The sequence below is a fragment of the Alsobacter ponti genome, assembly GCF_024294805.1.
GTDB lineage: Bacteria > Pseudomonadota > Alphaproteobacteria > Rhizobiales > Beijerinckiaceae > Alsobacter > Alsobacter ponti.
Window position 1 is genome coordinate 23,854 of sequence record NZ_JANCLU010000028.1, and the last position, 25,236, is coordinate 49,089.

Here is a 25,236-nt window from a genome sequence, read left to right on the forward strand (position 1 = left end):
GCGGGTTACGGTGACGGCGGGATGAAACGCCGGCCCGGAGCCGGCCGAGTCGACGGGACCGTACGGCCGCCAACGGGCCGACGTCGCGTCGCGACGGGGAGTGCGCGCGTGACCGAGACTGCAGATTGCGCCCTGGCGGACCTGCGCGTCGTCGATCTCTCCGACAGTATTGGCGGGCAGTATTGCGCGCGTCTTTTCGCGGACCATGGCGCGGAAGTGACCTTGCTGGAGCCTCCTGGCGGGTCGCTCGTGCGATCCGCGCCGCCGCTGTCCACGACGAGCGACGGCGGTTCCTTTCTCTTCGCCCACCTTAACCTTGGCAAGGGCTCAATTGTCCTGGACAGGGACGGGCCGGGCGCGGCGTCGCGTTTGTCGACGCTGTTGCGCGCGGCCGACGTCGCCATCCTGCCCGCCGGCTTCGAGCCCGAGGCGGTCCGGGCGGCCAATCCGGCGTGCGTGTCGGTTTCGGTGCAGGCATTCGGCGGCGACGGTCCGCTGGCTGGCTGGAAGGGGCCTGAGATCGTGCTGCAGGCGCTCTCCGGCATGATGGTCAACAACGGGGCTTTTGGGCGCGAACCGCTTTACGGATGCGGCCACCGCGCATCCTTCGCGGCGGGGCTCGCCGCCTATATCGGCGCCACGGCGGCGCTGCTGGCGCGCACGCGCACGGGGCGGGGCCAGCACGTGTCGGTTGCAGAAGCCGAGACGGCGGCGGCGATGGGCTTCCCCTATCTGGTGCAGCACATCTACAGCGGCGTGCGGCGCAGCCGCGCGGACCAGAACATCCCGGCCGGGCAGGTGCTGTGCCGGGGCAGCTGGGTCTGCATCTGGATCTACAATCACCGCTGGAGTGCGCTCTGCGCAGCGCTCGACCTCGGCGACCTGGAGCGCGACCCGCGTTTCGCCGAGCCGGCGACCCGGCGCGACAACTGGACGGCCCTGTTCGAGATCATCCAGGCCAGGGTGGCGGATCGCGACGCGGACGAACTGGTCGCCCGCCTGCAACGCGCCGAAGTGATCGCCGCCAAGGCCGAGCGGCTGACCGAGACGCTGGCCAGCGCCCATCTGAAGGAGCGCGGCTACTGGCAGCGCCTCCCGGACGGGTCGCTGGCGCTGGGGCCGCCCTACCGCTTTTCCCGCACGCCCCGGCGCGTCCCCGCGCCGCCGCCGAAACTGGGCGAGGACAGGCACGGCCTCGCCAGCCTCGCGGAGGCTCCGTCGCAGCCGCCGGTTCCCGCCACGACGGATCGGGCCGCGCCTCTGGCCGGCCTGCGCGTTCTCGAACTGACGACCGCATGGGCGGGGCCGATGTCAGGGCGCGTGCTCGGTTTCCTCGGCGCGGACGTGATCCACGTCGAGTCTCCCAACCGCGTGAATTCCTGGCGGCTCAACAAGGAGACGCCCAATCCCATCAACTTCCCGAACGGCGAGCCCGGCGAGCGGCCCTTCGATCGGTCGTTCCTGTTCAACTCGCAGAACATCAACAAGCGCTCTTGCATCCTCGACCTGAAGACCGAGCGCGGGCGCGAATTGCTGCGCGGGCTCGTGGCCGTGTCGGACGTGCTGATCTGCAACTTCCGACCGGGAACGCTCGATAGGCTCGGACTCGGCTACGAGCGCCTGAGAGCCATCAAGCCCGACATCGTCGTCGCCGAACTGCCTGCTTTCGGCGGCGTCGGACCGATGTCGCGCTTCGCCGCGCTCGGCCCGACGATGGAGATGGCGACCGGCATGGCGAGCCTCGTCGGCTATCGCGACGGCCAGCCGGAGACCACGGGGCCGTCCTATCTCGATCCGATCGGCGGCTTCAACGCGGCGTCCGCCATTCTCACCGCGCTGCTTCACCGGCAGCGGACGGGGGAGGGGCAGTACGTGGAGATTCCGCAGGTCGAGGCGGCGATGCATTTCATCGGGGCGGACATTCTGGCCGCGGCGGAGACGGGGCGCGATCCCGAACGCGATGGCAACCGGTCGCCCTGGGCCGCGCCGCACGACGCGTTCCCGGCGGCGGGCGAGGACGAATGGCTGGTCGTCGCGGCGCGGGACGAGGACGAGTGGCATGCGCTCTGCGAGGCGATCGGCCAGCCGGAGCTGGCGCGCGACCCGCGTTTCGCGACGCTCGCCGACAGGCGCGCCAACGAGGACGCGCTGTCCGCCATCATCGCCGCCTGGTCGCGCACGCGGTCGAAGCACGAGGCTGCCAGCCATTTGCAGCGTTGCGGCGTCCCCGCCGCTCCGGTGCGCACCGCCGAGGATCTGGCGCACAGCGACGATCTCGCCCGCAGCGGCTTTTTCACCTGGCTCGAACATCCGGACGCGGGGCGGCATCCTTATCCGACCCTGCCGATCCGGTTGAGCCTGACACCCGGCGGGCAATTCCGGGCGGCGCCCGTTTTCGGGGGCGACACGCGTGTCGTGCTGCGCGACCTGGTGGGCCTGGACGAGCGCGCACTCGAGGCGGCGCGCGAGGCGGGCGTCATCGCCGACGCGCCGCTGCCGGGAGCCTGACATGGCGAAGCCGTCCGTCTTTCCCTCGGCGACCCCAATCCGCATCCGGCTGGACGACAACCCCCGTTATCGCGGTTCGACGCACGATGACGAGACGGCGCGGAAGATGGGGTTCAAGGCCGCCCTGGTCCCGGGCGCGTTTCTCTACGGCCACGCCAGCCGGTTCGCGATCGAGGCCTGGGGTCTCGACTGGGCGACTCGCGGCGCCATGGAGGTTCGCTTCCGCCGGCCGGTCTACAACGGCGACGTCGTGACCTTTCACGTGTCCGAGGCGACCCGCGAAGGGGAACGTGTCACCGCCGCGCTGTCGGCGCGCAACGAGGACGGCGAGGACGTGCTGACGGGTTGGCTGGCGCTGCCCGACGAGCCCGTCGCCCCGCCGACCCTCGCGAGCCTTCCCGTCCCGCAACCGCCGGACGGCCGCCGGCCGGTGACGGTGGGCGACCTTGCCGTAGGCGAGGTCTGCCGGACGGCTCCGGCGGAACTGTCGGCGGACGACCTGCGGGCGTCGCTCGACGCCTTCGACGAGCGACACACGTTCTACGCCGAAACGGGGCTGGTCCACTCCGGCGGCCTGATGCGCCGGGCGATGTTCGACGTGAACAGCGGCTACGCCTTTCCAGCGCCCCTCGTGCTGGTGGGCTGCGAGACGCAGCATTTCGCGCCGGTGAAGCCGGGGCGCGTGCTCTCCGTCTCGGCGGTGGTCAGCGACGTCTACGAGCGCCGCGGCCGGCATTACTTCCAGACCGACGAGCACCTGATCGTCGACGGGCGAAGCGTCGCGGCGCGTTTCCGGCGGACGCAGATCTATGCATGACGGCGGCCATAACGATTGCATCCGCATGCAATTGCGTTATCGTCGCCTGACCAACAAGCGGCCGGGGAACGGTCGCCCAGGGAGTGAAACGCCGAGGGGTCCTCACCGGATCTCGCCGAATGACCGACCCGGCGGTAGCCGGGCGGTCATCGAGCGCGCAAGCGACCGGCTCTCCGCCCGCCTCCCGGCGGCCGGGCGAGCCCCGCAAGCCCGGCGTCCTCCCGCGCACGAGGAACGGACGGAAGAGGGCAGACGGTGAGCGTTTCCGCGAAGATCAAGTCGGTCGAAGCCTTTCAGGTGAGCTGGGCCCCTGGCGATCCGCCCGGACGCCGCACCGCGTTAGTGCGCGTCACGACCGAGGACGGCGTGGTGGGCTGGGGCGAGGCGTCTCCCATGCAGGGCGGCATGCATTCGCTGGGGATCGTGGAGCGTGACATCGCGCCCTCCCTCGTCGGGGCGGACGCTTTCGACCAAGCCGTGCTGCACGACCGGATGTTTCACAAGAACATCAAGCTCGGGCCGGAAGGCGCGCTGACCGGCGCGCTCGCCGCCGTCGACATTGCGCTGTGGGACATCAAGGGCAAGGTGCTCGGGCTGCCGGTGTACAAGCTGCTGGGCGGCGCGTGGCGCACCGAGGTGCCGTTCTACGCCAGCATCGGCGGCAACGCGGGCAGGACCGTGGACGAGACCGTCCGCGCCGTCGAGGCGCGCCTGACGAAGGAGCGTCCGGCGGCGGTGAAGATCCGCTGGGACGGCGACCGCACAAAGCTCGACGCCGACATCAACGGCGACATCGCGAAGGCGAGGGCGGTACGCAAGCTGGTGGGCGACGACTACCCGCTCGGCTTCGACGCCAACAACGGCTACTCGGTCGGCGGCGCCATCCGGGTCGGGCGGGCGCTGGAGGAACTGGGCTATTCGTGGTTCGAGGAGCCCGTCCAGCACTACGACGTGCGCGGCATGGGCGAGGTGGCCCAGCGCCTCGACATCACGGTTTCCGCGGCGGAGCAGACCTACACCGTCCAGGCGCTGGTCGACATGATCAACGCCGGCGTGCGCATGGTCCAGCCCGACATCGTCAAGATGGGCGGCATCACCGGCCTGATGCAGTGCGCGGCGATCTGCTTCGCGCACGGCGTCGAGCTTGTGCCGCACCAGACGCAGCCGACCATCGGCAACGTCGCCAACCTGCACGTTCTGGCGACGATCATGCACCTGACCAAGCCGGCCGAATTCGCCGATGCATCGGGGCGGATGGATGTCGGGTTCAAGTCCGTGCCGAAGCCCGTCGACGGCAAGTTCGTCATTCCGGGCGGTCCGGGCCTCGGCATCGAGGTGGACGAGGCCGAAATCCAGAAAAGGCGCTGAAGCGCCGCGTCGATCACGGAAAGGGAGGAGAGGATGACGACCATGGACAGGCGCAGCGTCCTGCAACTCGGAACCGCCGCCGCGGCGATCGGCCTCGCCGGCCTCCGGCCCGCCAGCGCCCAGGAAACCGACGTGCTGCGCATCGGCATCGCCGCCGGCCGGCCGCGCCACAGCGACCCGAACCTGACGACGCAAGGCTCCGACAACTGGGCGACCGAGCAGGCCTACGAGCAGCTCGTGCGCCCCGAGGACGGCACGTTCGCCGTGAAGCCGGAGGAGTACATTCCGACGCTGGCGACGAGCTGGACGATGTCGGAGGACGCCAGGAGCTGGAAGTTCAAGCTGCGCGAGGGCGTGCAGTTCCACAAGGGCTACGGCGAGATGACGTCCGAGGACGTCGTCTATTCCTACACGAGGGCGATGAAGGCGGGGACCAACACCACCATCCTCGCCAACATCAAGGAGGTCGTCGCCGACGGGCCCTACGGCGTCGTGATGACCCTCAAGGATCCCGATCCGCTGTTCCTCGGCACCAGCGTGTTCAACAATAACACGTCGATCGTCTCGAAGAAGGCCGCCGAAAAGATGGGCGAGGCCTTCGCCACGGACGCAGTCGGCACCGGCCCGTATGAACTCGCCAAGTTCGACCCGAACGCCGGCATGTTCATGAAGCGCTTCGACAAGTACTGGGGCACGAAGGCGGAGATCGCCAATGTCGAGTGCCTGTACATCGCCGACACGACCGCCCGGACGCTGGCGCTGCTGTCCGGCAAGATCGACATGATGGAGGCCGTGCGCGCCCCCGGCTGGGTCGACTCGATGCTGCAGCGCGACCGCACGCTGAAGATGGACATGACGGCGCCGGGCTCGTTCAACACGCTGCACATCAACCTCACCCGGCCGCCCTTCGACAAGCTCAAGGTTCGCCAGGCGATCATGCACGCCATCGACCGTCCGGCCGTCGCGCAGGCTTTGGCGCCGATGGGCGGCGTCATGGCCGGCCTGCAGCCCGCCAACTTCCCCGCGGGCTTCAAGACCGAGGACCTGCCGAAGGAACTGCAATACCCCTACGATCCGGAGAAGGCGAAGAAGCTGCTCGCCGAGGCCGGCTTCCCGAACGGCATCAGCTTCGTCGCGCTGTGCAGCAAGCGCGAGGACTATGCCTCGACCATGCTGATCGTGCAGGAGCAATTGCGCCTCGCCAACATCAACATGGACCTGAAGATCGGCGACCACACCGCCTATCACGCCGACAACCGTTCCGACAAAAACACGCTGGCGATGCACTCGTCGAGCTATCCGCCCATTCCGACGCAGCTCTACTTCCAGCAGCTGGCGTCGGCCTCGGAGGTGAAGTCGGACGGCAACGGCGGCGGCAACTACAGCCATTACGGCGTCGCGATGCCCGGCATCGACGACCTGCTGGACAAGGCGCTGAAGGCGACGAGCTTCCAGGACTACGAGAAGACCTGTCGGGAGATCGAGCTTCAGGTGCTCCGCGACCTCCCGCTCATCGGACTGTCGACGCTGTCCTTCACGGTGGCGCGGCGGGGCAATGTCGACCTCGGCTACCCGGTGAAGTCGGGCTATGCGCGGTGGCGCTTCCACCGCGCGACCAAGACGGCCTGACCGGGCCGGCTGGCGATGGCGCGCTACATCTTCTGGCGGCTGGCGGATTCGATTCCGACCGTGCTGCTCGTGCTGACGCTCGTCTTCATCGCCATGCGCATCCTCCCCGGGGACCCCGCGATCGCGGCCCTCGGGGACAATGCCCTGCCTGACCAGATCGCCGTCTTCCGCGAGAAGATGGGGCTGAACGTCCCGCTCTGGCGGCAATATCTGAACTTTCTCCACGGCGTCGTGACGCTGGACCTCGGGCGGTCCCTGATCAGCAACACGCCGGTCGTGAACCTGCTCGCCCACCACCTCCCGTACACGATCGAACTCACGATCGCCGCGACGCTGATCGGCGTGACGGCGGGCATCCCCATGGGCGTGCTCGCCGCCACCCACCGCAACCGCCCGGCGGACTCGGCGGTCCGGCTCTATTCGCTGGTGGGCTACGCGATCCCGGATTTCTATCTCGGAGCGCTGCTGCTGATCGTCTTCTCGCTGAACCTGGGCTGGTTTCCGATCAACGGCGGCGGCGACGATTTCCCCAGCCGGATGTACCACATCGTCCTGCCCGCGCTGACGCTGGCCTTCCTGAAGTCCGCCTTCATGGGCAAGCTGGCGCGGACTTCCCTGCTGGAGGTGTTCGGCAAGGACTATGTCCGCACCGCCCGCGCCAAGGGCGCGCGGGAGGGCAGGGTGATCTACCGCCACGCCCTGCGCAACGCGATGCTGCCGCTCACCACGGGCCTCGGCATGAGCCTGCTGGCGACGCTCTCCGGGTCGGTGGCGGTGGAACTCGTCTTCAATCGGCCCGGCATCGGCACGCTGCTGATTTCCGGCATCAGCGAGCGCGACTACGCGGTTATCCAGGGCGGGGTGATCGTGTTCGCGCTCTTCGTCGTCGTCGTCAATCTCATGATCGACCTGCTCTACATCGTGGTCGACCCCCGGATCCGCGTGCAATGACCACGGCGTCCATCGACACGTTCGAGCCCGTCTCCCCGGCGCCCAGCCGGCTCGAGATCTTCCGCCAGGTGATCCTGGCGAGGCCGGCGACGCTGTTCGCGGCCATCGTCATTCTGATCTTCGTCCTTATCGCCCTGCTGGCGCCGTGGCTGGCGCCCTACAACCCGCTGGCCCAGAGCTTCCTGAAGATCAACAAGCCGCCCTCCGCCGCCAACTGGCTCGGCACCGACCAGTTCGGGCGGGACGTGCTGTCGCGCATGATCTACGGCTCGCGGAACTCTCTCATCCTGGGCCTGCTGTCGCCGGCGCTCGCCGCCGTCGTCGGCACGACGCTCGGCGTCGTCGCCGGCTATTTCGGCGGCATCGTCGATCGGGTGATCTCGCGGATCGTCGATTTGCTGATCTCGTTCCCGGAATTGCTGCTGGCGATCATTATCGCCGCCGCGCTCGGGGGCGGGTTCTGGAACATCGTCGTGGTGATCTCGGCGGCCTTCGTGCCGGGCTTCGCCCGCGTGGCGAGGGCCCAGACCATGGCCGTGCGGCAGGAACCCTACGTGGAGGCGGCCGTGGCCGTCGGCGTCAGCACGCCGGTCATCATCCTGCGTCACATCATCCCCAACATCGCGGCGCCCATCGTCGTGCTGATGACGCTGTGGACCGCCTCCGCCATCCGGCTCGAGGCGTCGCTCAGCTTCCTCGGCATCGGCACCCAGCCGCCGAACCCCAGCTGGGGCAACATCATCCGCGACGGCCTGAACAACCTGTTCGGCTCACCCTGGCCGGTGATCGGGGCGGGGTTCGCGATCACCTGCGTGGTGCTCGCCTTCAACGTCTTCGGCGACGCCGTGCGCGACATCCTCGACCCGGAGACCGCGCAGTGACCGCGCCGCTCCTGCGCATCGAGAACCTGAGCGTCGAGTTTGGTCCGCGGGCCAACCCGATCCGCGTGGTCGACGACGTGAGCTTCGAGATCGAAGCGGGCGGGTCGGTCGGCGTGGTCGGCGAGTCCGGCTCGGGCAAGTCGATGACCTCGCTGTCGATCCTGCGGCTCGTGCCGGAGCCGCCGGGACGCATCTCCGGCGGGCGCATCCTGTTCGACGGCGCCGATCTCCTCGCCTTGCCCCGCAACCAGATGCCGGACATCCGCGGCCGCGACGTGGCGATGATCTTTCAGGAGCCGATGAGCTCGCTGAACCCGGTCATGACCATCGGCGACCAGATCGGCGAAGCCATCCTGCTGCACCAGGATCTGAACTCCGCACAGCGGCGCAAGCGCGTGCTCGAACTGCTCCGGCTGGTCGGCATCCCCGATCCCGCCGGAAGGATCGACGCCTATCCGCACCAGTTCTCGGGCGGCATGCGCCAGCGCGTGATGATCGCCATGGCCGTCGCCTGCAACCCGCGCCTGCTGATCGCCGACGAGCCGACGACCGCGCTCGACGTCACCATCCAGGCGCAGGTGCTGGCCCTGCTCAAGGACGTGCGCCAGCGCCTCGGGACGGCGATCCTGCTGATTTCGCACGATCTCGGCATCATCGCCGACAGCTGCGAACGTGTGGTCGTAATGTACGCGGGCCGCGTGGTGGAGGAGGGGGACGTCCGCTCGATCTTCCGCAATCCGGCGCACCCGTATACGCGGGCCCTGCTGAAATCCATCCCGCGCCTCGACGACGAGCGCGACCGGCTTTATCAGATCCCCGGCTCCGTGCCGCTCGCCGGGTCCGTGACGCAGGGTTGCGCCTTTCGGGCGCGGTGCCCGTTGCGCGTCGAGACATGCGCCGTCGATCGGCCGCCCTTGTTCGCCTTTGGGCCGAGCCACAAGGCCGCGTGCTGGGTGACGGCGGAGGCCGCGCAGGCGCGGTCCGCCGCGGAGGCCTCGCCATGAACGCGCAGGCGTCGACCCGGCCCGCGCCCGTCGCTGAGCCGCTGATCCGGGCCGAGGGGCTTTCCAAGGTCTTCAGCTCCAAGACCGGACTCGGGTTCGGCGGAAAGCGCGCCGATGTGCGCGCCGTCGATACCGTTTCGCTGGAGGTGGCGCGGGGCGAGACGCTGGCGGTGGTGGGCGAGTCGGGCTGCGGGAAATCGACGCTCGGCCGCCTGATGCTGCGCCTCATCGAGCCCAGCGCGGGCAAGGTTCTCTACGACGGCGAGGACCTGACGCAGTTGTCGCCCCGCGGCATGCGGGCCATGCGCCGGCATGTGCAGATGATCTTCCAGGATCCCTACGGCTCGCTGAGCCCGCGCCGCAGCGTGGCGGACATCATCGCGGAGCCGATGGGCGTCTTCGGCATCGGCTCCTCTGCGCGCGAGCGGCGGGAGATGGTGGCCGACCTGCTGACGCAAGTCGGCTTGCCGCCGCGCTACATGGACCGCTATCCGCGCCAATTCTCGGGAGGACAGCGCCAGCGCATCGGCATCGCCAGGGCGATTGCGCTCGGCCCGAGCTTCATCGTCGCCGACGAGCCGGTTTCCGCGCTCGACGTCTCCGTCCAGGCGCAGGTGATCAACCTGATGCAGGATCTCCAGCAGAAGCGCGGGCTATCGTATTTGTTCATCGCGCACGACCTCGCCGTCGTGCGCCATATCGCCGACCGGGTGGCGGTGATGTATCTCGGCCGCATCGTCGAGATGGGGCCGAAGGACGCGATCTACCGCACGCCGCACCATCCCTACACGCAGGCGCTGCTGTCGGCCGCGCCCGAGCCCGATCCCGACCGGCCGTCCCGCCGCATCATCCTGCAAGGCGACGTGCCGAGCCCGACCAACATGCCGAGCGGCTGCGCCTTCAGCAGCCGGTGTCCGCTGGCGCAGGACATCTGTCGGCAAGAGCGCCCGCCGCTGCGCGACGAGCTGCCCGGCCATCAGGTCGCGTGCCACTTCGCGCGGCCGAACCCGATCCCCGTCTGACCGTGCGGCGCGGGCGCGGCCGGCTCACGCCGGCACGCGCAGCTCCTGCTTCACGAGCTCGATCCAGTAGGCGATGCCGTAGGGAATGGCCGCGTCGTTGAAGTCGTAGACCGGCGTGTGCAGGCCCGCGCCGCCGCCTTCCTCCGTCGTGCCGTTGCCCATGAAGATGAACGAGCCGGGGCGGCGGCGCAGCATGAAGGCGAAGTCCTCGCCACCGCCGGTCGGCGGCAGTTTCGCGTCGACCGAGGCGGCCCCGACCACCGACGACGCCGCCTGGACGGCCGCGTCGGTCTCGTCGGCGTGGTTGATGAGCGGCTCGGCCAGCCAGTCGAACGTCACCTCGACCGAGGCGCCGTGCATCGCGGCGAGGCCATGCGCCAGCTCGCGCATGCGGCGCTCCGTGAGCTCCTTCACCGGGTCGCTGTAGTGGCGGGTCGTGCCCGCGACCATGATCTCGGAGGGCATCACGTTGCAGGCCTCCGGATCGCCGCCGCCGATATGTCCGACGCTGATGACGGCGGGCTCGAAGGCCGAGATGTTGCGGCCGACAATGGTCTGCAGGCCGAGCACGAAGTGCGCCGCAACGATCGACAGGTCGGTCGAGAGGTGAGGGTTGCTGCCGCCGTGACCGCCGGTGCCGGTGAAGCGGACGAAGAACTTGCTGCCGCCCGCCATGGCGGCGCCCTTGCAGATCCCGAAGCTGCCGAGGGGCATGCCGGGCTTGTTGTGCATGCCGAACACGGCGTCGCACGGGAAGCGCTCGAACAGCCCGTCCGCGAGCATGGCGAGCGCGCCGCCGCGCCCTTCCTCGGCGGGCTGGAAGATCAGTTGCACGACGCCGGAGAAGTCGCGGTTTTCCGCGAGGTAGCGCGCCGCGCCGAGAAGCATCGTGGTGTGGCCGTCGTGGCCGCAGCCGTGCATCACGCCGGCGTGCGTGGAGGCGTGCGGCAGGCCCGTGCGCTCCGTCATGGCGAGCGCGTCCATGTCGGCCCGCAGGCCGATGGAACGCTGGCCGGGCAGGCGGCCCCTCACCGTGCCGACGACGCCCGTTCCGCCCACGCCCTCCTCGACCTCGATGCCCCATTCGCGCAGCTTGGCGGCGACCAGCGCGGCGGTCCGCCGTTCCTCGAGACCCATCTCGGGATGAGCGTGGATGTCGCGCCGGATCGCGGTGAGTTCGGGGAGCCAGGGCTGGACCGCCCTGAACGTCGCATGCTCGGTCACGGCCGTTCCTCTCTCGCTGGAAACCTGGGGTTCGGTTAGGCGCTCACGCGCCGGTCACGCGCCAGATGGCGTCGCCGACGTCGTCCACCACCAGGAGCGAGCCGTCCGGGCCGATGCCGACGCCGACCGGCCGTCCATACGATTCGCTCTCGTCCGGCGACAGGAAGCCCCAGAGAATGTCGCGGGGCGGCCCGCTCGGCCTGCCGTTCTCGAACGGCACGAAGATGACCTTGTAGCCGCTCAGCGTGCTGCGGTTCCACGAGCCGTGCTGGCCGATCGCCATGCCATCCGGGAAGCCGGGCAACGTACCGGCGGGCATCCAGCACAACCCCAGCGAGGCGGTGTGGCCGCCCAGCGCGTAGTCGGGCGTCAGCGCCCGCGCGACGGCGGCGGCGTCCTGCTGCACGCGGTCGTCCACGGTCTGGCCCCAGTAGCAATAGGGCCAGCCGTAGAAGCCGCCGTCCTGCACGGAGGTGAGGTAGTCGGGCGGCGTCTCGTCGCCCAGCCCGTCGCGTTCGTTCACGACCGTCCACAGCGCGCCGGTCGTCGGCTCCCAGGCCATGCCCACCGGGTTGCGCAGGCCGGAGGCGAAGACGCGGCTCGCGCCCGTGGCGAGGTCGAGCTCGTGGATCGCGGCGCGGCCTTCCTCGGCGGCGAAGCCCTGGTCGGCGATGTTGGTCAGCGAGCCGACCCCGGCGTAGAGCTTCGTCTTCTCGGGGTTGAGCAGAAGGCTGCGGGTCCAGTGGCCGGCCGGCTTGAACGACACCAGCTTGCGGCCGGGGCCGCTCGCGGCCGCCGTCTCGTGCGAGTAGGGGAAGGCGACGATGCCGTCGGTGTTGCCGACGTAGAACGTGTCGCCGGCCAGCGCCATGCCGAAGGGCTGGTTGAGCTTGTCGAGGAAGACGCCGCTGATTTCCGCGACGCCGTCGCCGTCCGCGTCGCGCAGCCTCGTGATGCGGTTGGCGCTGACGCCGACCGAACCCGCCCGCTGCATCGTGGTGCGGATCGCGTAGTCGAAGACGGATTTCAGCGGCCCCGGGACGCTGCGCGACTCCGCGACGAGCACGTCTCCGTTCGGCATCGTCTCGATCCAGCGCGGGTGGTCGAGGCCCGTGGCGAAGGCGTTGACCTTGAGACCCGGCGCGACCTGCGGCTTCTGGCCCTTCGACCAGCCGCGCGCGGTGGGCATCTTGAGGGTCGGCAGCTTGCCCTGCGGCTTCGCCGAGGGAATGGCGGGCGCCTTGCCGAAGGCCGGCGTCACCCCGCCATCGCGCATGCGGCGGACGACCACCATCGTTGCGCCGACCGCTGCGACCAAGCGCGCGAAGCTCATGGAAATGCTCATGCTCACCTGTCTTCCTTCGTTCCGCGCGCACGCTAGTCGAAGCGCGAGGCGGTGGAAAGCCTTGCGGTGCGCACCTCAGCCGTGCGCCGGGCGTGCGGCGTCCGCGTCGGGCTGGAGCGCCAGCTCGCAGGGAAAGAAAAAAGGCCGCCCCACAGGGCGGCCTTAAGTCAAACAGGGAGGCTGAGCGAGTGCTCAAGCGCCTCGGGGGTTCTTCTAGATCGGCGAAGGCGCGCGATCCTTGCTTTAGATCAAATAACGGGGCGATGTGGGGCGAAGCGGCGGCGCCACGCCAGGAAGGGGCGTTGGCTCGCGCCCTCTCGAACGCCGGGCGCCACCCGCCCGGACACGCTTGCCGTCCGCCGCGTTCCGCCCCGTTTCAGTGGGGAATGAAATGGTCCTTCACGACCGACGATTCCCCCGTTGCGGTGTCGCGCAGGGTGAACACGAGGTCGGTGGATTCGTGCGGAATGGCGGATTTCGGGGTGCTGACGAGCACGCGCACGGCGCTGGTCTGGTCGGGCCCGACGGTGAGCACCACGCCGCCACCTGCCGTCTCCTCCGCGCCGACGGCCCGCAGCACGGCCCCGGGGAGGCCGGAAATGCCGAGCTCGAAGCTGCGGTCGATGGGTCGCTTGTTGAGCAGCCGCACCGTGTAGTCGTTGCGCACGCTTCCATCGCTCAGGCGCGTGAACAGCGGGTTGCGCTCGTGCAGGACGCTGAGGTCCATCGTCGGGCGCGTCAGCAGCGCGTAGAGCATGATCGCCCCGACGGTGCCGATCACCGCCGCGTAGAGGATGGTGCGCGGGCGAACGACCTTGCGGACCGTCGGCTTGCCGCTGGCCCGGCAGGCGATGTTGATGTCGGTGTCGTAGCCGATCAGTCCGGTCGGGCGGCCGATCTCCTTCATCACCGTGTCGCACGCGTCGATGCAGAGGCCGCACTGGATGCAGCCGAGCTGGATGCCGTCGCGGATATCGACGCCGGTGGGGCACACGGCGATGCACTGCCGGCAGTCGACGCAGTCGCCGGCCTTCTCGCCGCGCTCGCGGGCGTGCTCGGCCTTCTTCACCGACATGCGCGGCTCGCCGCGGTCGCTGCGATAGGTGACGTTGAGCGCCCACTCGTCCGTCAGCGCCGCCTGGATGCGCGGCCAGGGGCACATGTAGATGCACACCTGCTCGCGCATGAACCCGGCCAGCGCGTAGGTGGTGAAGGTGAGGATGCCGATCCACACATAGGCGACCCACGGGGCCTGCAGCGTGGCGAGGTCGCGCACCAGGGTCGGCGCGTCGGAGAAATAGAGAACCCACGCGCCGCCGGTCCACCAGGCGATCATCAGCCAGATCGAGTGCTTGAGGAGCTTCTGCGCGACGATGTCGGCGGACCAGCCGCCCTTGTCCTTCTTCATCCGCTCGCGGCGGTCGCCCTCGACCCAGCGCTCGACTGCGTAGAACAGATCCGTCCACACGGTCTGCGGACACATGTAGCCGCACCACAACCGGCCCGCGACGGCGTTCATCAGGAACAGCGTCATCGCTGCGATGATCAGCAGGCCGGTGAAGTAGTAGACCTCCTGCGGCCACAACTCGACAAAGAAGAAATAGAATCGCCGGTGTGGCAGGTCGACGAGCACCGCCTGGTTGGGCAGGTTCGGGCCGCGGTCCCAGCGCAGGAAGGGCACCAGGTAGTAGATGCCGAGCGTGACAACCAGAATCGCCCATTTGACGCGTCGGAACAGGCCCTGCACGGCCTGGGGGTAGACTTTTTTCCGCGCCGCGTAGAGCGGGCCTTCGATGATGGTGTCGCCTTCGGCCATCCGGTGCCTCCTTCGCCACCGCGGGACGTCGGCCCGCCCGGAGCGCTGCGCGCCCTCGTGGCGAGGGATCCAGACCCGACTGCATGGCTGCGACGCCGCGCGCTCGGCCGCCGGATCCGCGACGACAATGGGACCGTCGCGCCATAGCGCGCGGCCCCACCGCGGAACCTTTCAGGAGACGAAACTAGGCCCGTCGGCCTGCGCCGTCCTTGATTCAGGTCAGGTATATTCGAAGCATCGCATGCGCGCCGGGGCCGCGCCGCCTGTCACTGCGTCAGGAAGAGCGTCGCGGCGATCCCCACCGATGCGACAACGGCCAACACGGCGGCGGACGTGCGCAGCACGCCCATGCGCCGCAGCGCCACCGCGAAGGCGATGATGATGGGCGTCGCGACGATCAGGCCCATTTGTGCGTCGGTCATGTCGAACTCCCCGGCGGGTGAGCCCCCGCGTCGGCCCTGACCTACCCGCAGGGTGGAGGCGCGACGTTGCGCCCGCGCAAACGCCCCGCGCATCGTCAATCGCCCCGTTTGTTGCGCCGCCACAAAGAAGACTGCGCCGCGACGACTAGCGTCCCGCGCCGTGTCCCGGTTGTCCGGAGCATGCCCGCGCAGGGCTTTGTCGAAAGGACTGACTCTCGAAAGGATCGGTGATGGCTGAGCGCCTCACAACCTCGGCGGCCCGCAACGTGTTCTACGGCGGCTCGGCCTTTTTCTTCGTGATTTTCCTGGGGCTCACGGCCCACAGTCATTGGTACATGGCGACTTCGTCCACCGACGCGTCGACGCTGACGCCGGCGGTGGCCCGCGGCAAGCACGTCTGGGAAAAGAACTCCTGCATCAATTGCCACACGCTGCTCGGCGAGGGCGCCTATTTCGCTCCCGAGCTCGGCAATGTCTGGATCCGCTGGAACGGCAACGAGGATCCCGCCGCCGCGCGCGACATGCTGAAGGCCTGGATGGCCTCGCAGCCGTCCGGCACGCCGGGCCGCCGTCAGATGCCGCAGTTCAACCTCTCCGAGCAGGAGGTCAACGACCTCTCCGACTTCCTGGAGTGGACGAGCCGCATCAAGACCCAGAACTGGCCGCCCCACACCTCCGGCTGACCGAACACCTTCATCGCTGAAAGATTCGCACCATGAGATACGAGACCCAGAAGGTCGCGCTGCTCTACTTCTACGGCGCGCTGACGCTCTTCCTCGCCCAGGTGGCGTTCGGGATTCTGGCCGGCACGATCTACGTCCTGCCGAACACGCTGTCCGAGCTTCTGCCCTTCAATATCGTCCGGATGATCCACACCAACGCGCTGATCGTGTGGCTGCTGATGGGCTTCATGGGCTGCACCTATTTCCTCATCCCCGAGGAAACCGAGAACGAGCTGTGGAGCCCCATGCTCGCCAAGGTGCAGTTCTGGCTGTTCTTCGCCGCGGCCGGCGTTGCCGTCGTCGGCTATCTATTCCACATCCACGAGGGCCGCGAGTTCCTCGAACAGCCCTTCGCCATCAAGGTCGGGATCGTCGTCGTGGCGCTGATGTTCCTCTTCAACATCACCATGACGGTGCTGAAGGGACGCAAGACCACGGTGACGAACATCCTGCTGTTCGGCCTGTGGGGCGTCGCGATCTTCTTCCTGTTCGCCTTCTACAACCCCGTCAACCTCGCGCTGGACAAGATGTACTGGTGGTACGTCGTCCACCTCTGGGTCGAAGGCGTGTGGGAGCTGATCATGGCCTCGGTCCTGGCCTTCCTCATGATCAAGCTGAACGGCATCGACCGCGAGGTCGTCGAGAAGTGGCTCTACGTCATCATCGGCCTGGCGCTGTTCTCCGGCATCCTGGGCACCGGCCACCACTACTACTGGATCGGCGCGCCGGGCTACTGGCAGTGGATCGGCTCGCTGTTCTCCACGCTGGAGGTCGCGCCGTTCTTCACCATGATCCTGTTCACCGTCCAGATGACGTGGAAGGCCGGGCGCAAGCACGAGAACCGCGCCGCACTACTGTGGTCGGTGGGCTGCTCGGTGATGGCGTTCCTCGGCGCCGGCGTGTGGGGATTCCTGCACACGCTGTCCTCCGTGAACTACTACACGCACGGCACGCAGGTGACGGCGGCCCACGGACATCTCGCCTTCTTCGGCGCCTACGTCATGCTGAACCTGGCGATGATGGCCTATGCCTTCCCGCTTCTGCTGGGCCGCCGCGTCTACAGCCAGTGGCTGAGCATCGTCAGCTTCTGGATCATGTGCACGGCGATGACGGTGATGACCTTCGCGCTCACCTTCGCGGGCGTCGTGCAGGTTCACCTGCAGCGCGTGCTCGGCCAGTCCTACATGGACGTCCAGGACGGGCTGGCGCTGTTCTACTGGGTACGTTTGGGCTCCGGAGCGTTCGTCGGGCTCGCCGCGCTGATGTTCGTCTGGTCCGTGCTGGTCCCCGGCCGCGAGCGCAAGGGCGCGCCGCTCGGCGCGGTTCAGCCGGCGGAGTGACCTCCCGGCGGCCGGCCCGCCGAGCGCGGGCCGGCCGCCCCGTTCCCCCATTCAATCCGAGAGAATCCCCATGACCATCGCCGTTCATCCGGTCCCGTCGGCCGCCGGTCCCGTCATCCCGTTCTATTCGCCCTCCGGCAACGAGATCGAGCTGTTCGAGCTGGCCTGGGCGCGACGCCTGCCGCTTCTGCTCAAGGGCCCGACCGGCTGCGGCAAGACGCGCTTCGTCGCCCACATGGCGGCCCGGCTGGGACTGCCGCTGCACACGGTCTCCTGCCACGACGACCTCACCGCCGCCGACCTGACGGGGCGCTATCTGCTCAAGGGCGGCGACACGGTGTGGTGCGACGGACCGTTGACGCGCGCCGTGCGCGAGGGCGGCCTGTGCTATCTCGACGAGGTGGTCGAGGCGCGCAAGGACGTCGCCGTCGTGCTGCATCCGCTGACCGACGACCGGCGCATCCTGCCGCTGGAGCGCACCGGGGAGGAACTGCACGCCCCGGACGGCTTCATGCTCGTCGTGTCCTACAATCCCGGCTACCAGAGCCTGCTCAAGGCGCTGAAGCCCAGCACCCGCCAGCGCTTCGTCGCCATCGAGTTCGGCTTCCTGCCTCCCGAGCGGGAGATCCCCGTCGTCTCGGCCGAGAGCGGCCTGGCGGAGAGCCGGGTCAAGCCGCTGGTGGCGCTCGCCGGCCGCCTGCGCGCCCTCAAGGGCCACGACCTGGAGGAGGGCGTCTCGACCCGGCTCGTCGTCTATTGCGCCAGCCTGATCGCCGCCGGCATGCCGGCGCGCGAGGCGGTGCTGGCGACCATGGTCGAGCCGCTGACGGACGAGCCGGACGTCAAGACGGCGCTGGTCGAGCTCGCCCGCGCGCTGGCGGTGTGACCGCCATGCTCGATTTCCTGGAGCTCGAGGAGACTGTCGGAAAAGTCTGGCACCGCCTGGTCGGCGGCGCGGCCACCTACGCGCGCTGCCCGGAGGCGGAAGCGACGCTGGAGGAGGTGCGCGGCCCGCTGGCCGTAATGTTCCGGGGGTTCGGCGGCGAGGCCGCCGTGCAGATCGCGGCGGCGGGCGCGCGCCGCTCGAAGCATCGCCTGGGCTGGCGGCAATTCGTCGGCGTGGGCGAGGAGCGGCTGGAACAGCCCGGCCGCGACGGCGCGACCCTGTTCCTGCCCGCCGGCATCGCCTATTTCCCGGACCCCGCGCTCAACCGGGCGCTGTATCGGTGGCTGGCGGCGTGGTTCGCCGTCGTGCCTGTCACGCCGCTCGGCGAGGACGAGCCCTTGCGCCGTGACCTGCTGGCGCTGCGCCGGGCGCGGCGCACCACGCTGGCGGTGCTCGCCGCCTTCCCCGGCCTCGCGGGGGACCATCGCGCGCTGGCCTGCGCCATCGCCGCCGCGCGGCCGAAGCGGCCGATGCCCGCCAACGAGCGCGAGCTCGAGCGCATCGTCATGACGCTGCTGGGGGCCGGCGACCCGCCTCCCGGCGCGCTGTGGGCGGCGGTTGCGGGCGAGGGGCCGCTCCCTTCCGGGATCGCGCGCGGCTACCAGCCATTCCTTCCCTGTCCGCTGTGGGGCGATGCCTGGCTGCGGGCGGAACAGACCGCAGCCGACGATCCGGACGAGGCCGGAGGCGCGTCGGACTCCCAGGCGGCCGAGACGCGCAAGCGCACCGCCAACCGCGAGCGCGAGGACGCCGAGCGGGCCGAGCGCGACCCGCTGGCGCTGAACCGCTTCGAGAAGATCCTGGCCATGGCCGAGATGGTCGATGTCGACCGGCCGTCGGACGAGGACGAGGACGACCAGGCGCGCGAGGCCGCCGACGCGCTGGAGGAACTGACCGTCGGCCGCCGCGACGGCAAGCCGGCGAGCCGCCTCAAGTTTGATCTCGACCTGCCGCCCGAGGCGGTCGACCGCGAGCGGCTGACCGCCGAGCTGACCTATCCCGAGTGGGACTACACCCGCGCGGCCTATCTTCCGGCCCATTGCCGCGTGCTGGCCGGCGTCGCGCCGGAGACGGGCGAGACCTGGACGCCCGACGCCGAGGCGCTGCGGCACGTCAGGCGGGTGCGCCGGCAGTTCGAGGCGCTGCGGCCCCGCCGGGTCCTAATGCGGGCGCAGGCGGACGGCGAGGAGCTCGATCTCGACGCCCTGGTGCGGGCGCGCTGCGATCTGGCGACCGGGCACGGCGCGCTCGACCGGGTGCACATGACCACCCGGGAGCAGGGGCAGGACCTGGCGGTGACGCTGCTGGTGGATGTCTCGCTGTCGACCGACAGCTGGGTGGATGGGCGCAGGGTGCTGGACGTCGAGAAGGAGGCGCTGCTGGTGCTGGCGCACGGGCTGGCGGGCTCGGGCGACAGCCACAGCATCCTGACCTTCACCTCGCGCCGGCGCTCCTGGGTGCGGGTGGAGACGGTGAAGCAGTTCGGCGAGGCGATGAGCGGCGCGGTGGAGCGCCGCATCGGCGCGCTGCGGCCGGGCTATTACACCCGCATCGGCGCCGCGATCCGCCACGCCGTCGCTCAGATCGTGCTTCAACCGAACCGCCGCAAGTTGTTGATCGTGCTCACGGACGGCAAGCCGAACGATGTCGATCATTACGAGGGTCGGTTCGGCATCGAGGACACTCGCCGGGCAGTCCAGGAGGCCCGCCGCGCCGGCGTGGCGGTGTTCGGGGTGACCATCGATGAGGATGCGAAGTCGTATTTTCCGACACTGTTCGGACGCTTCGGATTCGCCACGGTGGGGCGGGCGTCGCGGCTGCCGATGGCTCTGCCGGCCATCTACCGCCAGCTCGTCGGCTGACACGCAGGAGTTGCGGACGCGGCCCGCTTCGCCGCGCCCGCCGCCGGAATCGGCGTCGGAATCCGCCATCGTCGCCCGCGTTTCCGTGTCGAATTCGGCACGGAACGGCGCCGCGATCCGCGCTTCTTGTGTCGGAACGTCGGAATCCGGATCTTCGGCCGCTGTTCCATCGGAATCGCGCCTGCGCGCGCCGCCGCCGAATATCGCGCCTTCCGGGGCTGTCCGAATCCGGCTAGCCCGTGCTGGATTTTCCGGCTCGGGCGTCGCACGGTGCGGCGCAGCTTGTCATCACACGGATCGGGTTTGCCATGCGCGCCGTCGTCATTCACGCCCCGCACGATTTGCGGATCGACACCATCGCCGACGCGCCGGAGCCGGGCCCCGGCGAGGTCCGCGTGCGGATCGCGGCGGGCGGCATTTGCGGGTCGGACCTTCATTACTTTCACAAGGGCGGTTTCGGCACGGTTCGGGTCAAGGAGCCGATGGCGCTCGGCCACGAGATCTCCGGCGTGATAACGGAGCTCGGCTCGGGCGTGTCGCACCTCGCCGTCGGCGCGCGCGTGGCGGTCAATCCGAGCCGCCCCTGCGGCGCGTGCGAGTACTGCGCGCGGGGGATGCGCAACCACTGCCTCGACATGCGCTTCCTGGGCAGCGCGATGCGCTTCCCGCACGTGCAGGGCGGCTTCCGCGAGTTCATGACGGTCGACGCGTCGCAGGCGGTGCCGATCGCGGATTCGCTCAGCCTCGGCGAGGCGGCTTTGGCCGAGCCGCTGGCGGTGTGCCTGCACGCCGGCATGCGGGCCGGGCCGCTGCTCGGCCGGCGCGTGCTCGTCACCGGTTCGGGCCCCATCGGGGCGCTGTGCGCGATGGTCGCCCGCTACGGCGGGGCGGCGGAGGTGGTGGTCACCGACATCGCCGACGCGCCTCTGGCGGCCTCGCGGGCGCTCGGCGCGACCCGCACGGTCAACATGGCGGCGGAGCCGGACGGGCTGGCGGAGTACAAGGCGGGGAAGGGCGCGTTCGACGTGCTGTTCGAGGCGTCCGGCGCGGCGCCGGCGCTGATCGGGGCGTTCGACGTGCTGCGCCCCGGGGCGGTGGTGGTGCAGGTGGGGCTCGGCGGCGAGATGACGCTGCCGGTCAACACCATCGTGGCGAAGGAGCTTCAGTTGCGCGGCGCGTTCCGCTTCGACACCGAGTTCGAACTGGCCGTGCGGCTGATGGGGCAGGGCCTCGTCGACCCCCGCCCCCTCATCACCGCGACGCTGCCCTTCGAGTCCGCCGTCGAGGCCTTCACGCTCGCCAGCGACCGCTCGCGGGCGATGAAGGTGCAGCTCAGCTTCTGACGGCGTCCGGCCGCCTCAGCGGCCGAGGCCGATTTCCAGGCCGTTCAGGTCGAGCGAGAACATGGCCCCCATCTGGCGGCCTTTCAGCTCGATGACGACGCCCTTGGAGTTCTTCAGCCGCGCCACCTGCGCGCCGCCGGCCACGGCGACGCCCGCCTCGGCGGCGGTGTAGGTGCCGACGATGTCCTGCACGCTGGTCAGGTTGTAGGCGGTGCCCACCAGGTCGGCCTTGGACGCGCCGATGGTCGCGCCGAGGCTGACGCCGCCGATCTTCAGCGGGTAGGTCTTCTTGTCCATGGTGATCGTGCCCTTGCCGCCGGACATGCCGACGATGAGGCCCGCCTTGACGATCTGGATGCGCACGGCGGCCGTCTTGGCCTCTGCGAGGCCCGGCATGGCCGCGACGGCGAGTGCGGCGGCGGCGAAGGTGGCGAGTAGAACCCTGCGCTTCATGACAAACCTCTCGTCTTTCGGGAGTTGAAACGGGGCCGGAACGGACCGTCCGTCGCGGCCTCGCGCCGCTCGCCCGTCCTTGAACGCGGCGGAGCGGTTTTGGTGGCGCGGCGCGGGCGCGCCGTCCGCCATGCGCCCGACGGGGTGGCCCCGCGGATGCACACGATGCGGCCTCTCCGTTCGGGATCGTGACGCATAAGGCAACTGAACGGTTTAGATTAAGCTGGTCAATGAGCAATAATGCTGATGCTAATATGCGCAATAGATCAAGCGAAATGACCCGGCATCGTCATCCTGCGTGAGTTTGCGCCGAGGCCGCCGCGGGCAGGGTGGATCACAAAACGCGTGCCCGCCTCGCCATCCTGGGGCACAGTTCCGGGGCTGGGCCGGACGGCCCCCAGGAACGTCCAGAAGGAACGTCCAGAAGGAACGTCCAGAAGGAACGTGCGAAACGGACGTGCGGACGGGACGGGCGGAAGCTGGCGAAGGGTGACGCGTGGCGCGGATCGTTGCTGGCGGCAAGAAGTTGAAATGGGGGCGGGAGAGCCAGATGAGCAAGCGTGATGACAGGCTGAAGCAGCGATACGCGGAGTTCGCCGAGGCGCGCCGCGAGCGCGTCGAGGCCCAGGCGGTGGCGGTGGGCCCGGGCGGCGTCGACCCCGCGGCGCTGCCGGCCGAACCCGGCATCCTGGCGGCCATCTCGGTGGAGCTGCGCGCGTTGCGGCAGGAGCGGCGCGCCCTCAAGCGCCTGCGCAGGGCGATCGCCGGCGCGATGCCGAAGGCCGACGCGCAGGCCGCGCCCGACGGTTCGGCGGCCGCGCCGGAGCCCGACGCGCCCGCCGCGTCGCCGATGCCGACGCGGGCGCGTCGCCCGCGCAAGCCGCGCGCCACGTCCGATGTCGCCGCGCCGTCGCGGGCCCGCAAGCCGCGCGCCCCCAACTCCACGACCGCCAAGTCCACCGCCGGCAAGTCGGCTTCCGGCGCATCGAGGGCGGCGAAGGCTTCATCCGCCACGTCCAAATCGGCCGCGTCCAAATCGGCTGCGTCCAAGTCGGCCGCCTCCAAGTCGGCCGCGTCCAAGTCCGCTGCGTCCAAGTCCGCCGCCTCGAAGCCCGCCGCCGCCAAATCCGCCTCCGGAGCCAAGGGCCGGCCGCGCGCCGTCCGCGCCCGGCCCGCCGCCGCCCGCAGCAACGGGCGACGCCAGGCCCCGCGGGCGCGCTGACGCGCCGTGTCCCCCCAATCCGCGGCCGGGCTTGAGCGCGAGCTGGCGTTCCGCGTGCCCGACGCGGCCCTGGAGGGGCTTGCCGCCTTTGCCGCGTTCGGCCGTCCCCGCCGCCTCGTCTCCACCTATTGGGACACGGCGGATTTCGCCTTCCGGCAGGCCGGCGTCACCCTGCGCGTGCGGCAGGCCGGGCGACGCCGCAGCCTCGGCGTGAAGTGGCGCGAGCGCGGGCACGGCCTCGCCACACGCGCCGAGCGCGAGGTGGACAATGGCGGCGACACGCCCGACCTTGGCCGCCTCGAGCCCGACCTCGCCGAATATCTCGCCGGGCTCCGCCGCGACGCGCCGCTCGCCCCCGCCTTCGTCACCACCGTCCTGCGCCGCACGGCCCTCGTCGATCAGAAGGGCGGCGCGGTGGAAATGGCGCTGGACCAGGGCTGGATCGTCGCCGGCGAGCGCCGGGCGCGCGTGCGCGATTGCGAGTGCGAGCTGAAGGACGGCGATTTGCCGGTGCTGTTCGATCTCGCCGGGCGCATCGTGCCGCGCTTCGGCCTGCGGCTCCTCGCCGCAAGCAAGGGGGAGCGCGGCTACGCGCTCGCCGCCGGCCCGGCGGGCGCGGTCAAGGCGCTGCCGGTTCCCGGTTCGGCGGAGACGATGGAGCAGTTGCTCGAAGCCGCGCTCGGTACCTGCGTCACGCAGTTCGTGCGCAACTGGCCCGCTTTCCTCGACGGCGCGAACGCCGAGGCGCTGCACCAGCTCCGCGTGGCGCTGCGCCGGCTGCGCGCGCTGCTGTCGATGTTCCACCACGAGGTTCCCGCGCCGGCGCTGGAGGCGCTGCGGGGCGAGGCGGCGCGCCTGGCCAAAGGCATGGCCGACGCGCGCGAATGGGACGTGCTGGCGCCGCTGACCGGGGAGGAGGACTTCGCCGAGCTCTGCCCGCCCGGCGGTATCGAGCAGTTCGCGGCGGCGCTCGGCAAGGCCCGCCGCGCCAGCTACGCCGGGGTCGTCGGCCTGCTGGAGGGACCGGACGCGACCGGCTTCGTGCTCGCGGCGGAAGGTCTGGCGGCCAGGCGCGGGTGGCGCGACGGCCGGACGGACGACGAGGTCGCGGCGCTCGATGCGCCCGCCGCCGCCTTCGCCCGCAGGACGCTCAAGCGCCTGCGCCGGCGGGTGCTGAAGCGCGGCAAAGGGCTGGCGCGGCTCACCGATGCGGAGCTGCACCGCGTCCGCGTCGCGCTGAAGGCGCTGCGCTATGGCGTCGACACCTTCGCGCCACTGCTCGGCCACCCGCGCAAGACCCGACGCTTCGCCGCCATCGCCTCGCATTTGCAGGACGTGCTGGGCGAGGCCAACGACGCGGCGACGCTGGGCGCGCTGGTCGGTGGGCTGCGCATGCCGGCCCGCGCCGCCGCCGGCCGCGCCACGCGCGAGCTGGCGGTCGCCTGGTTCGAGGCCCGCCGCACGTCCCACCGCTCCAACGTCCACGCCGCCTGGCGCGCCTTCAAAAAGGCCGACATCGACTGGCTGTGACGGCGCGGGGGGACTGGGTCCGCGCCGGCGTCCGGAGCGCGGCAGCCTCCGCAGGTTGTGAAGCAGGTCCGCCGCGCGCCGGCTTGTGCTCGGCCGTGGGCGCGCGGCAATATGGCGGCATGTCCCGCGCCATCCTCGCCGCCATCCTCACCCTCGCCGCCGCTCCGGCCCTGGCCCAGAGCCGCCCCGACACGCTGACCATGACCTGCGCCCAGACGCAGGCCTTGGTGAAGAGCAAGGGCTCGATCGTGCTGGGCTCCGGCCAGTTCTTCTACGACCTCTATGTCGCGAGCGTCACCTACTGCCCCATCGGCGAGGTCACGCGCGTCATGTTCGTGAAGACCAAGGACCAGCCGGCCTGCCCGCTCTCGGTGTGCGATCAGCCCTTCCAGAATTATTGAGGGGCGGCGGGCGGAGGGCGGACTGGCGTCCGTCCTTTGCGCTTGCGGGCGAAAGCCCGCCCGTCCCCGGACTGGTGCAGCGAAGCGGAACCAGATCCGGGGCCCAGCGCACCATGTCGCGCGTAGCGCGTCCATACGAAAAGGCTGGTGCAGCGCCGCTTCGCGGCAACATCCATGCGCTGGCCCCCGGACATGCCTCCGCAAGGCTCCGGCATTCCGGGGACGGGCGGGCGAGGCCCGCCCTTATCGCTGCCGCTTCGCGGCTCCGGGAGCGGGCCGGACTGACGTTCTTTCTTTGGGGCTGCGGGCCAACGGCCCGCCCGTCCCCGGACTGGTGCAGCGAAGCGGAACCAGATCCGGCAACTGTATTTTTCGGTCAAGCGGATCGGTAGTCCTTCTGGTCTCGGAGCATGGCGTTGAGGGTGATGAG

At 69.9% G+C, this 25,236-nt stretch carries 21 protein-coding genes; 16 read left to right on the top strand and 5 right to left on the bottom strand.

The genetic code is table 11. From position 1 onward, the window contains the following. Positions 1–108: 108 nt before the first annotated feature. The 8 genes from NK718_RS20115 to NK718_RS20150 all read left to right on the top strand — a co-directional run bounded on the left by NK718_RS20115 (position 109) and on the right by NK718_RS20150 (position 10,180). Positions 109–2,508, top strand: a complete 2,400-nt coding sequence (locus NK718_RS20115; RefSeq protein ID WP_254746056.1) for a CaiB/BaiF CoA transferase family protein — start codon at positions 109–111, stop codon at positions 2,506–2,508. A 1-nt stretch (position 2,509) separates the two neighbouring features. Beyond that, positions 2,510–3,325: a MaoC family dehydratase gene (locus tag NK718_RS20120; protein WP_254746058.1), complete on the top strand. Its 816-nt coding sequence runs from the start codon at positions 2,510–2,512 to the stop codon at positions 3,323–3,325. Positions 3,326–3,580: 255 nt separating this feature from the next. Beyond that, positions 3,581–4,693 (top strand): mandelate racemase/muconate lactonizing enzyme family protein, encoded by a 1,113-nt coding sequence (locus NK718_RS20125; RefSeq protein WP_254746060.1) that lies wholly within the window; start codon positions 3,581–3,583, stop codon positions 4,691–4,693. A 33-nt stretch (positions 4,694–4,726) separates the two neighbouring features. Continuing rightward, on the top strand, positions 4,727–6,322 hold the full coding sequence (locus NK718_RS20130; RefSeq protein ID WP_254746062.1) for an ABC transporter substrate-binding protein: 1,596 nt from the start codon (positions 4,727–4,729) through the stop codon (positions 6,320–6,322). A 15-nt stretch (positions 6,323–6,337) separates the two neighbouring features. Then, positions 6,338–7,273, top strand: coding sequence for an ABC transporter permease (locus NK718_RS20135; protein ID WP_254746064.1), 936 nt, complete (start codon positions 6,338–6,340; stop codon positions 7,271–7,273). Further along, a complete protein-coding gene (locus NK718_RS20140) occupies positions 7,270–8,154 on the top strand; it encodes an ABC transporter permease (protein WP_254746066.1) in 885 nt (294 codons plus the stop codon). Before NK718_RS20135 ends, NK718_RS20140 begins: the two co-directional genes overlap by 4 nt. Further along, positions 8,151–9,158, top strand: a complete 1,008-nt coding sequence (locus NK718_RS20145; protein WP_254746068.1) for an ABC transporter ATP-binding protein — start codon at positions 8,151–8,153, stop codon at positions 9,156–9,158. The genes NK718_RS20140 and NK718_RS20145 overlap by 4 nt, the downstream gene beginning before the upstream one ends. Beyond that, a complete protein-coding gene (locus NK718_RS20150) occupies positions 9,155–10,180 on the top strand; it encodes an ABC transporter ATP-binding protein (protein WP_254746070.1) in 1,026 nt (341 codons plus the stop codon). Before NK718_RS20145 ends, NK718_RS20150 begins: the two co-directional genes overlap by 4 nt. 24 nt (positions 10,181–10,204) lie before the next feature. Here the strand turns inward: NK718_RS20150 and NK718_RS20155 are convergent, their stop codons facing one another. From NK718_RS20155 to NK718_RS20170, 4 genes are all read right to left on the bottom strand, one after another. Beyond that, a complete protein-coding gene (locus NK718_RS20155; protein ID WP_254746072.1) occupies positions 10,205–11,404 on the bottom strand; it encodes an amidohydrolase in 1,200 nt (399 codons plus the stop codon). Positions 11,405–11,447: 43 nt separating this feature from the next. After that, positions 11,448–12,749, bottom strand: a complete 1,302-nt coding sequence (locus NK718_RS20160) for a PQQ-dependent sugar dehydrogenase (RefSeq protein ID WP_254746074.1) — start codon at positions 12,747–12,749, stop codon at positions 11,448–11,450. A 376-nt stretch (positions 12,750–13,125) separates the two neighbouring features. Next, positions 13,126–14,565, bottom strand: coding sequence for a cytochrome c oxidase accessory protein CcoG (gene ccoG, locus NK718_RS20165; RefSeq protein WP_254746076.1), 1,440 nt, complete (start codon positions 14,563–14,565; stop codon positions 13,126–13,128). Positions 14,566–14,831: 266 nt separating this feature from the next. Further along, positions 14,832–14,987: a hypothetical protein gene (locus NK718_RS20170; RefSeq protein ID WP_254746078.1), complete on the bottom strand. Its 156-nt coding sequence runs from the start codon at positions 14,985–14,987 to the stop codon at positions 14,832–14,834. 230 nt (positions 14,988–15,217) lie between these two features. Here NK718_RS20170 and NK718_RS20175 point away from each other — a divergent pair, with 230 nt between their 5' ends. The 5 genes from NK718_RS20175 (at position 15,218) to NK718_RS20195 (ending at position 21,200) form a co-directional block, all read left to right on the top strand. Next, positions 15,218–15,670, top strand: coding sequence for a c-type cytochrome (locus NK718_RS20175; RefSeq protein WP_254746080.1), 453 nt, complete (start codon positions 15,218–15,220; stop codon positions 15,668–15,670). A 32-nt stretch (positions 15,671–15,702) separates the two neighbouring features. After that, the gene (locus NK718_RS20180; protein WP_254746082.1) at positions 15,703–17,049 is read left to right on the top strand and encodes a cbb3-type cytochrome c oxidase subunit I; all 1,347 of its coding nucleotides are present in this window, start codon (positions 15,703–15,705) and stop codon (positions 17,047–17,049) included. Between the two features lie 70 nt (positions 17,050–17,119). Next, the gene (locus tag NK718_RS20185) at positions 17,120–17,935 is read left to right on the top strand and encodes a CbbQ/NirQ/NorQ/GpvN family protein (protein ID WP_254746084.1); all 816 of its coding nucleotides are present in this window, start codon (positions 17,120–17,122) and stop codon (positions 17,933–17,935) included. A gap of 5 nt (positions 17,936–17,940) precedes the next feature. Next, the gene (locus NK718_RS20190; protein ID WP_254746086.1) at positions 17,941–19,857 is read left to right on the top strand and encodes a nitric oxide reductase activation protein NorD; all 1,917 of its coding nucleotides are present in this window, start codon (positions 17,941–17,943) and stop codon (positions 19,855–19,857) included. Between the two features lie 308 nt (positions 19,858–20,165). Continuing rightward, complete coding sequence (locus NK718_RS20195; protein ID WP_254746088.1) at positions 20,166–21,200, top strand: L-idonate 5-dehydrogenase; 1,035 nt, start codon at positions 20,166–20,168, stop codon at positions 21,198–21,200. Between the two features lie 15 nt (positions 21,201–21,215). Here NK718_RS20195 and NK718_RS20200 read toward each other — a convergent pair whose 3' ends face one another. Further along, complete coding sequence (locus tag NK718_RS20200; protein ID WP_254746090.1) at positions 21,216–21,653, bottom strand: lipid-binding SYLF domain-containing protein; 438 nt, start codon at positions 21,651–21,653, stop codon at positions 21,216–21,218. A 550-nt stretch (positions 21,654–22,203) separates the two neighbouring features. Here NK718_RS20200 and NK718_RS20205 point away from each other — a divergent pair. The 3 genes from NK718_RS20205 (at position 22,204) to NK718_RS20215 (ending at position 24,806) form a co-directional block, all read left to right on the top strand. Then, positions 22,204–22,875 (top strand): hypothetical protein, encoded by a 672-nt coding sequence (locus tag NK718_RS20205; RefSeq protein ID WP_254746092.1) that lies wholly within the window; start codon positions 22,204–22,206, stop codon positions 22,873–22,875. Positions 22,876–22,881: 6 nt separating this feature from the next. Continuing rightward, on the top strand, positions 22,882–24,405 hold the full coding sequence (locus NK718_RS20210) for a CYTH and CHAD domain-containing protein (protein ID WP_254746094.1): 1,524 nt from the start codon (positions 22,882–22,884) through the stop codon (positions 24,403–24,405). A gap of 119 nt (positions 24,406–24,524) precedes the next feature. After that, positions 24,525–24,806 carry a hypothetical protein gene (locus NK718_RS20215; RefSeq protein WP_254746096.1) on the top strand — a complete coding sequence of 94 codons (282 nt, stop codon included), beginning with the start codon at positions 24,525–24,527 and terminating at the stop codon, positions 24,804–24,806. Positions 24,807–25,236: the final 430 nt, after the last annotated feature.

Excerpts from the sequence above, each read along its gene's own strand:
- NK718_RS20120 (WP_254746058.1), top strand. The coding sequence starts at position 2,510 with ATGGCGAAGCCGTCCGTCTTTCCCTCGGCGACCCCAATCCGCATCCGG.
- NK718_RS20130 (WP_254746062.1), top strand. The coding sequence starts at position 4,727 with ATGACGACCATGGACAGGCGCAGCGTCCTGCAACTCGGAACCGCCGCC.
- NK718_RS20135 (WP_254746064.1), top strand. The coding sequence starts at position 6,338 with ATGGCGCGCTACATCTTCTGGCGGCTGGCGGATTCGATTCCGACCGTG.
- NK718_RS20140 (WP_254746066.1), top strand. The coding sequence starts at position 7,270 with ATGACCACGGCGTCCATCGACACGTTCGAGCCCGTCTCCCCGGCGCCC.
- NK718_RS20150 (WP_254746070.1), top strand. The coding sequence starts at position 9,155 with ATGAACGCGCAGGCGTCGACCCGGCCCGCGCCCGTCGCTGAGCCGCTG.
- NK718_RS20160 (WP_254746074.1), bottom strand. The coding sequence starts at position 12,749 with ATGAGCATTTCCATGAGCTTCGCGCGCTTGGTCGCAGCGGTCGGCGCA.
- ccoG (WP_254746076.1), bottom strand. The coding sequence starts at position 14,565 with ATGGCCGAAGGCGACACCATCATCGAAGGCCCGCTCTACGCGGCGCGG.
- NK718_RS20170 (WP_254746078.1), bottom strand. The coding sequence starts at position 14,987 with ATGACCGACGCACAAATGGGCCTGATCGTCGCGACGCCCATCATCATC.
- NK718_RS20175 (WP_254746080.1), top strand. The coding sequence starts at position 15,218 with ATGGCTGAGCGCCTCACAACCTCGGCGGCCCGCAACGTGTTCTACGGC.
- NK718_RS20180 (WP_254746082.1), top strand. The coding sequence starts at position 15,703 with ATGAGATACGAGACCCAGAAGGTCGCGCTGCTCTACTTCTACGGCGCG.
- NK718_RS20185 (WP_254746084.1), top strand. The coding sequence starts at position 17,120 with ATGACCATCGCCGTTCATCCGGTCCCGTCGGCCGCCGGTCCCGTCATC.
- NK718_RS20190 (WP_254746086.1), top strand. The coding sequence starts at position 17,941 with ATGCTCGATTTCCTGGAGCTCGAGGAGACTGTCGGAAAAGTCTGGCAC.
- NK718_RS20195 (WP_254746088.1), top strand. The coding sequence starts at position 20,166 with ATGCGCGCCGTCGTCATTCACGCCCCGCACGATTTGCGGATCGACACC.
- NK718_RS20200 (WP_254746090.1), bottom strand. The coding sequence starts at position 21,653 with ATGAAGCGCAGGGTTCTACTCGCCACCTTCGCCGCCGCCGCACTCGCC.
- NK718_RS20205 (WP_254746092.1), top strand. The coding sequence starts at position 22,204 with ATGAGCAAGCGTGATGACAGGCTGAAGCAGCGATACGCGGAGTTCGCC.
- NK718_RS20215 (WP_254746096.1), top strand. The coding sequence starts at position 24,525 with ATGTCCCGCGCCATCCTCGCCGCCATCCTCACCCTCGCCGCCGCTCCG.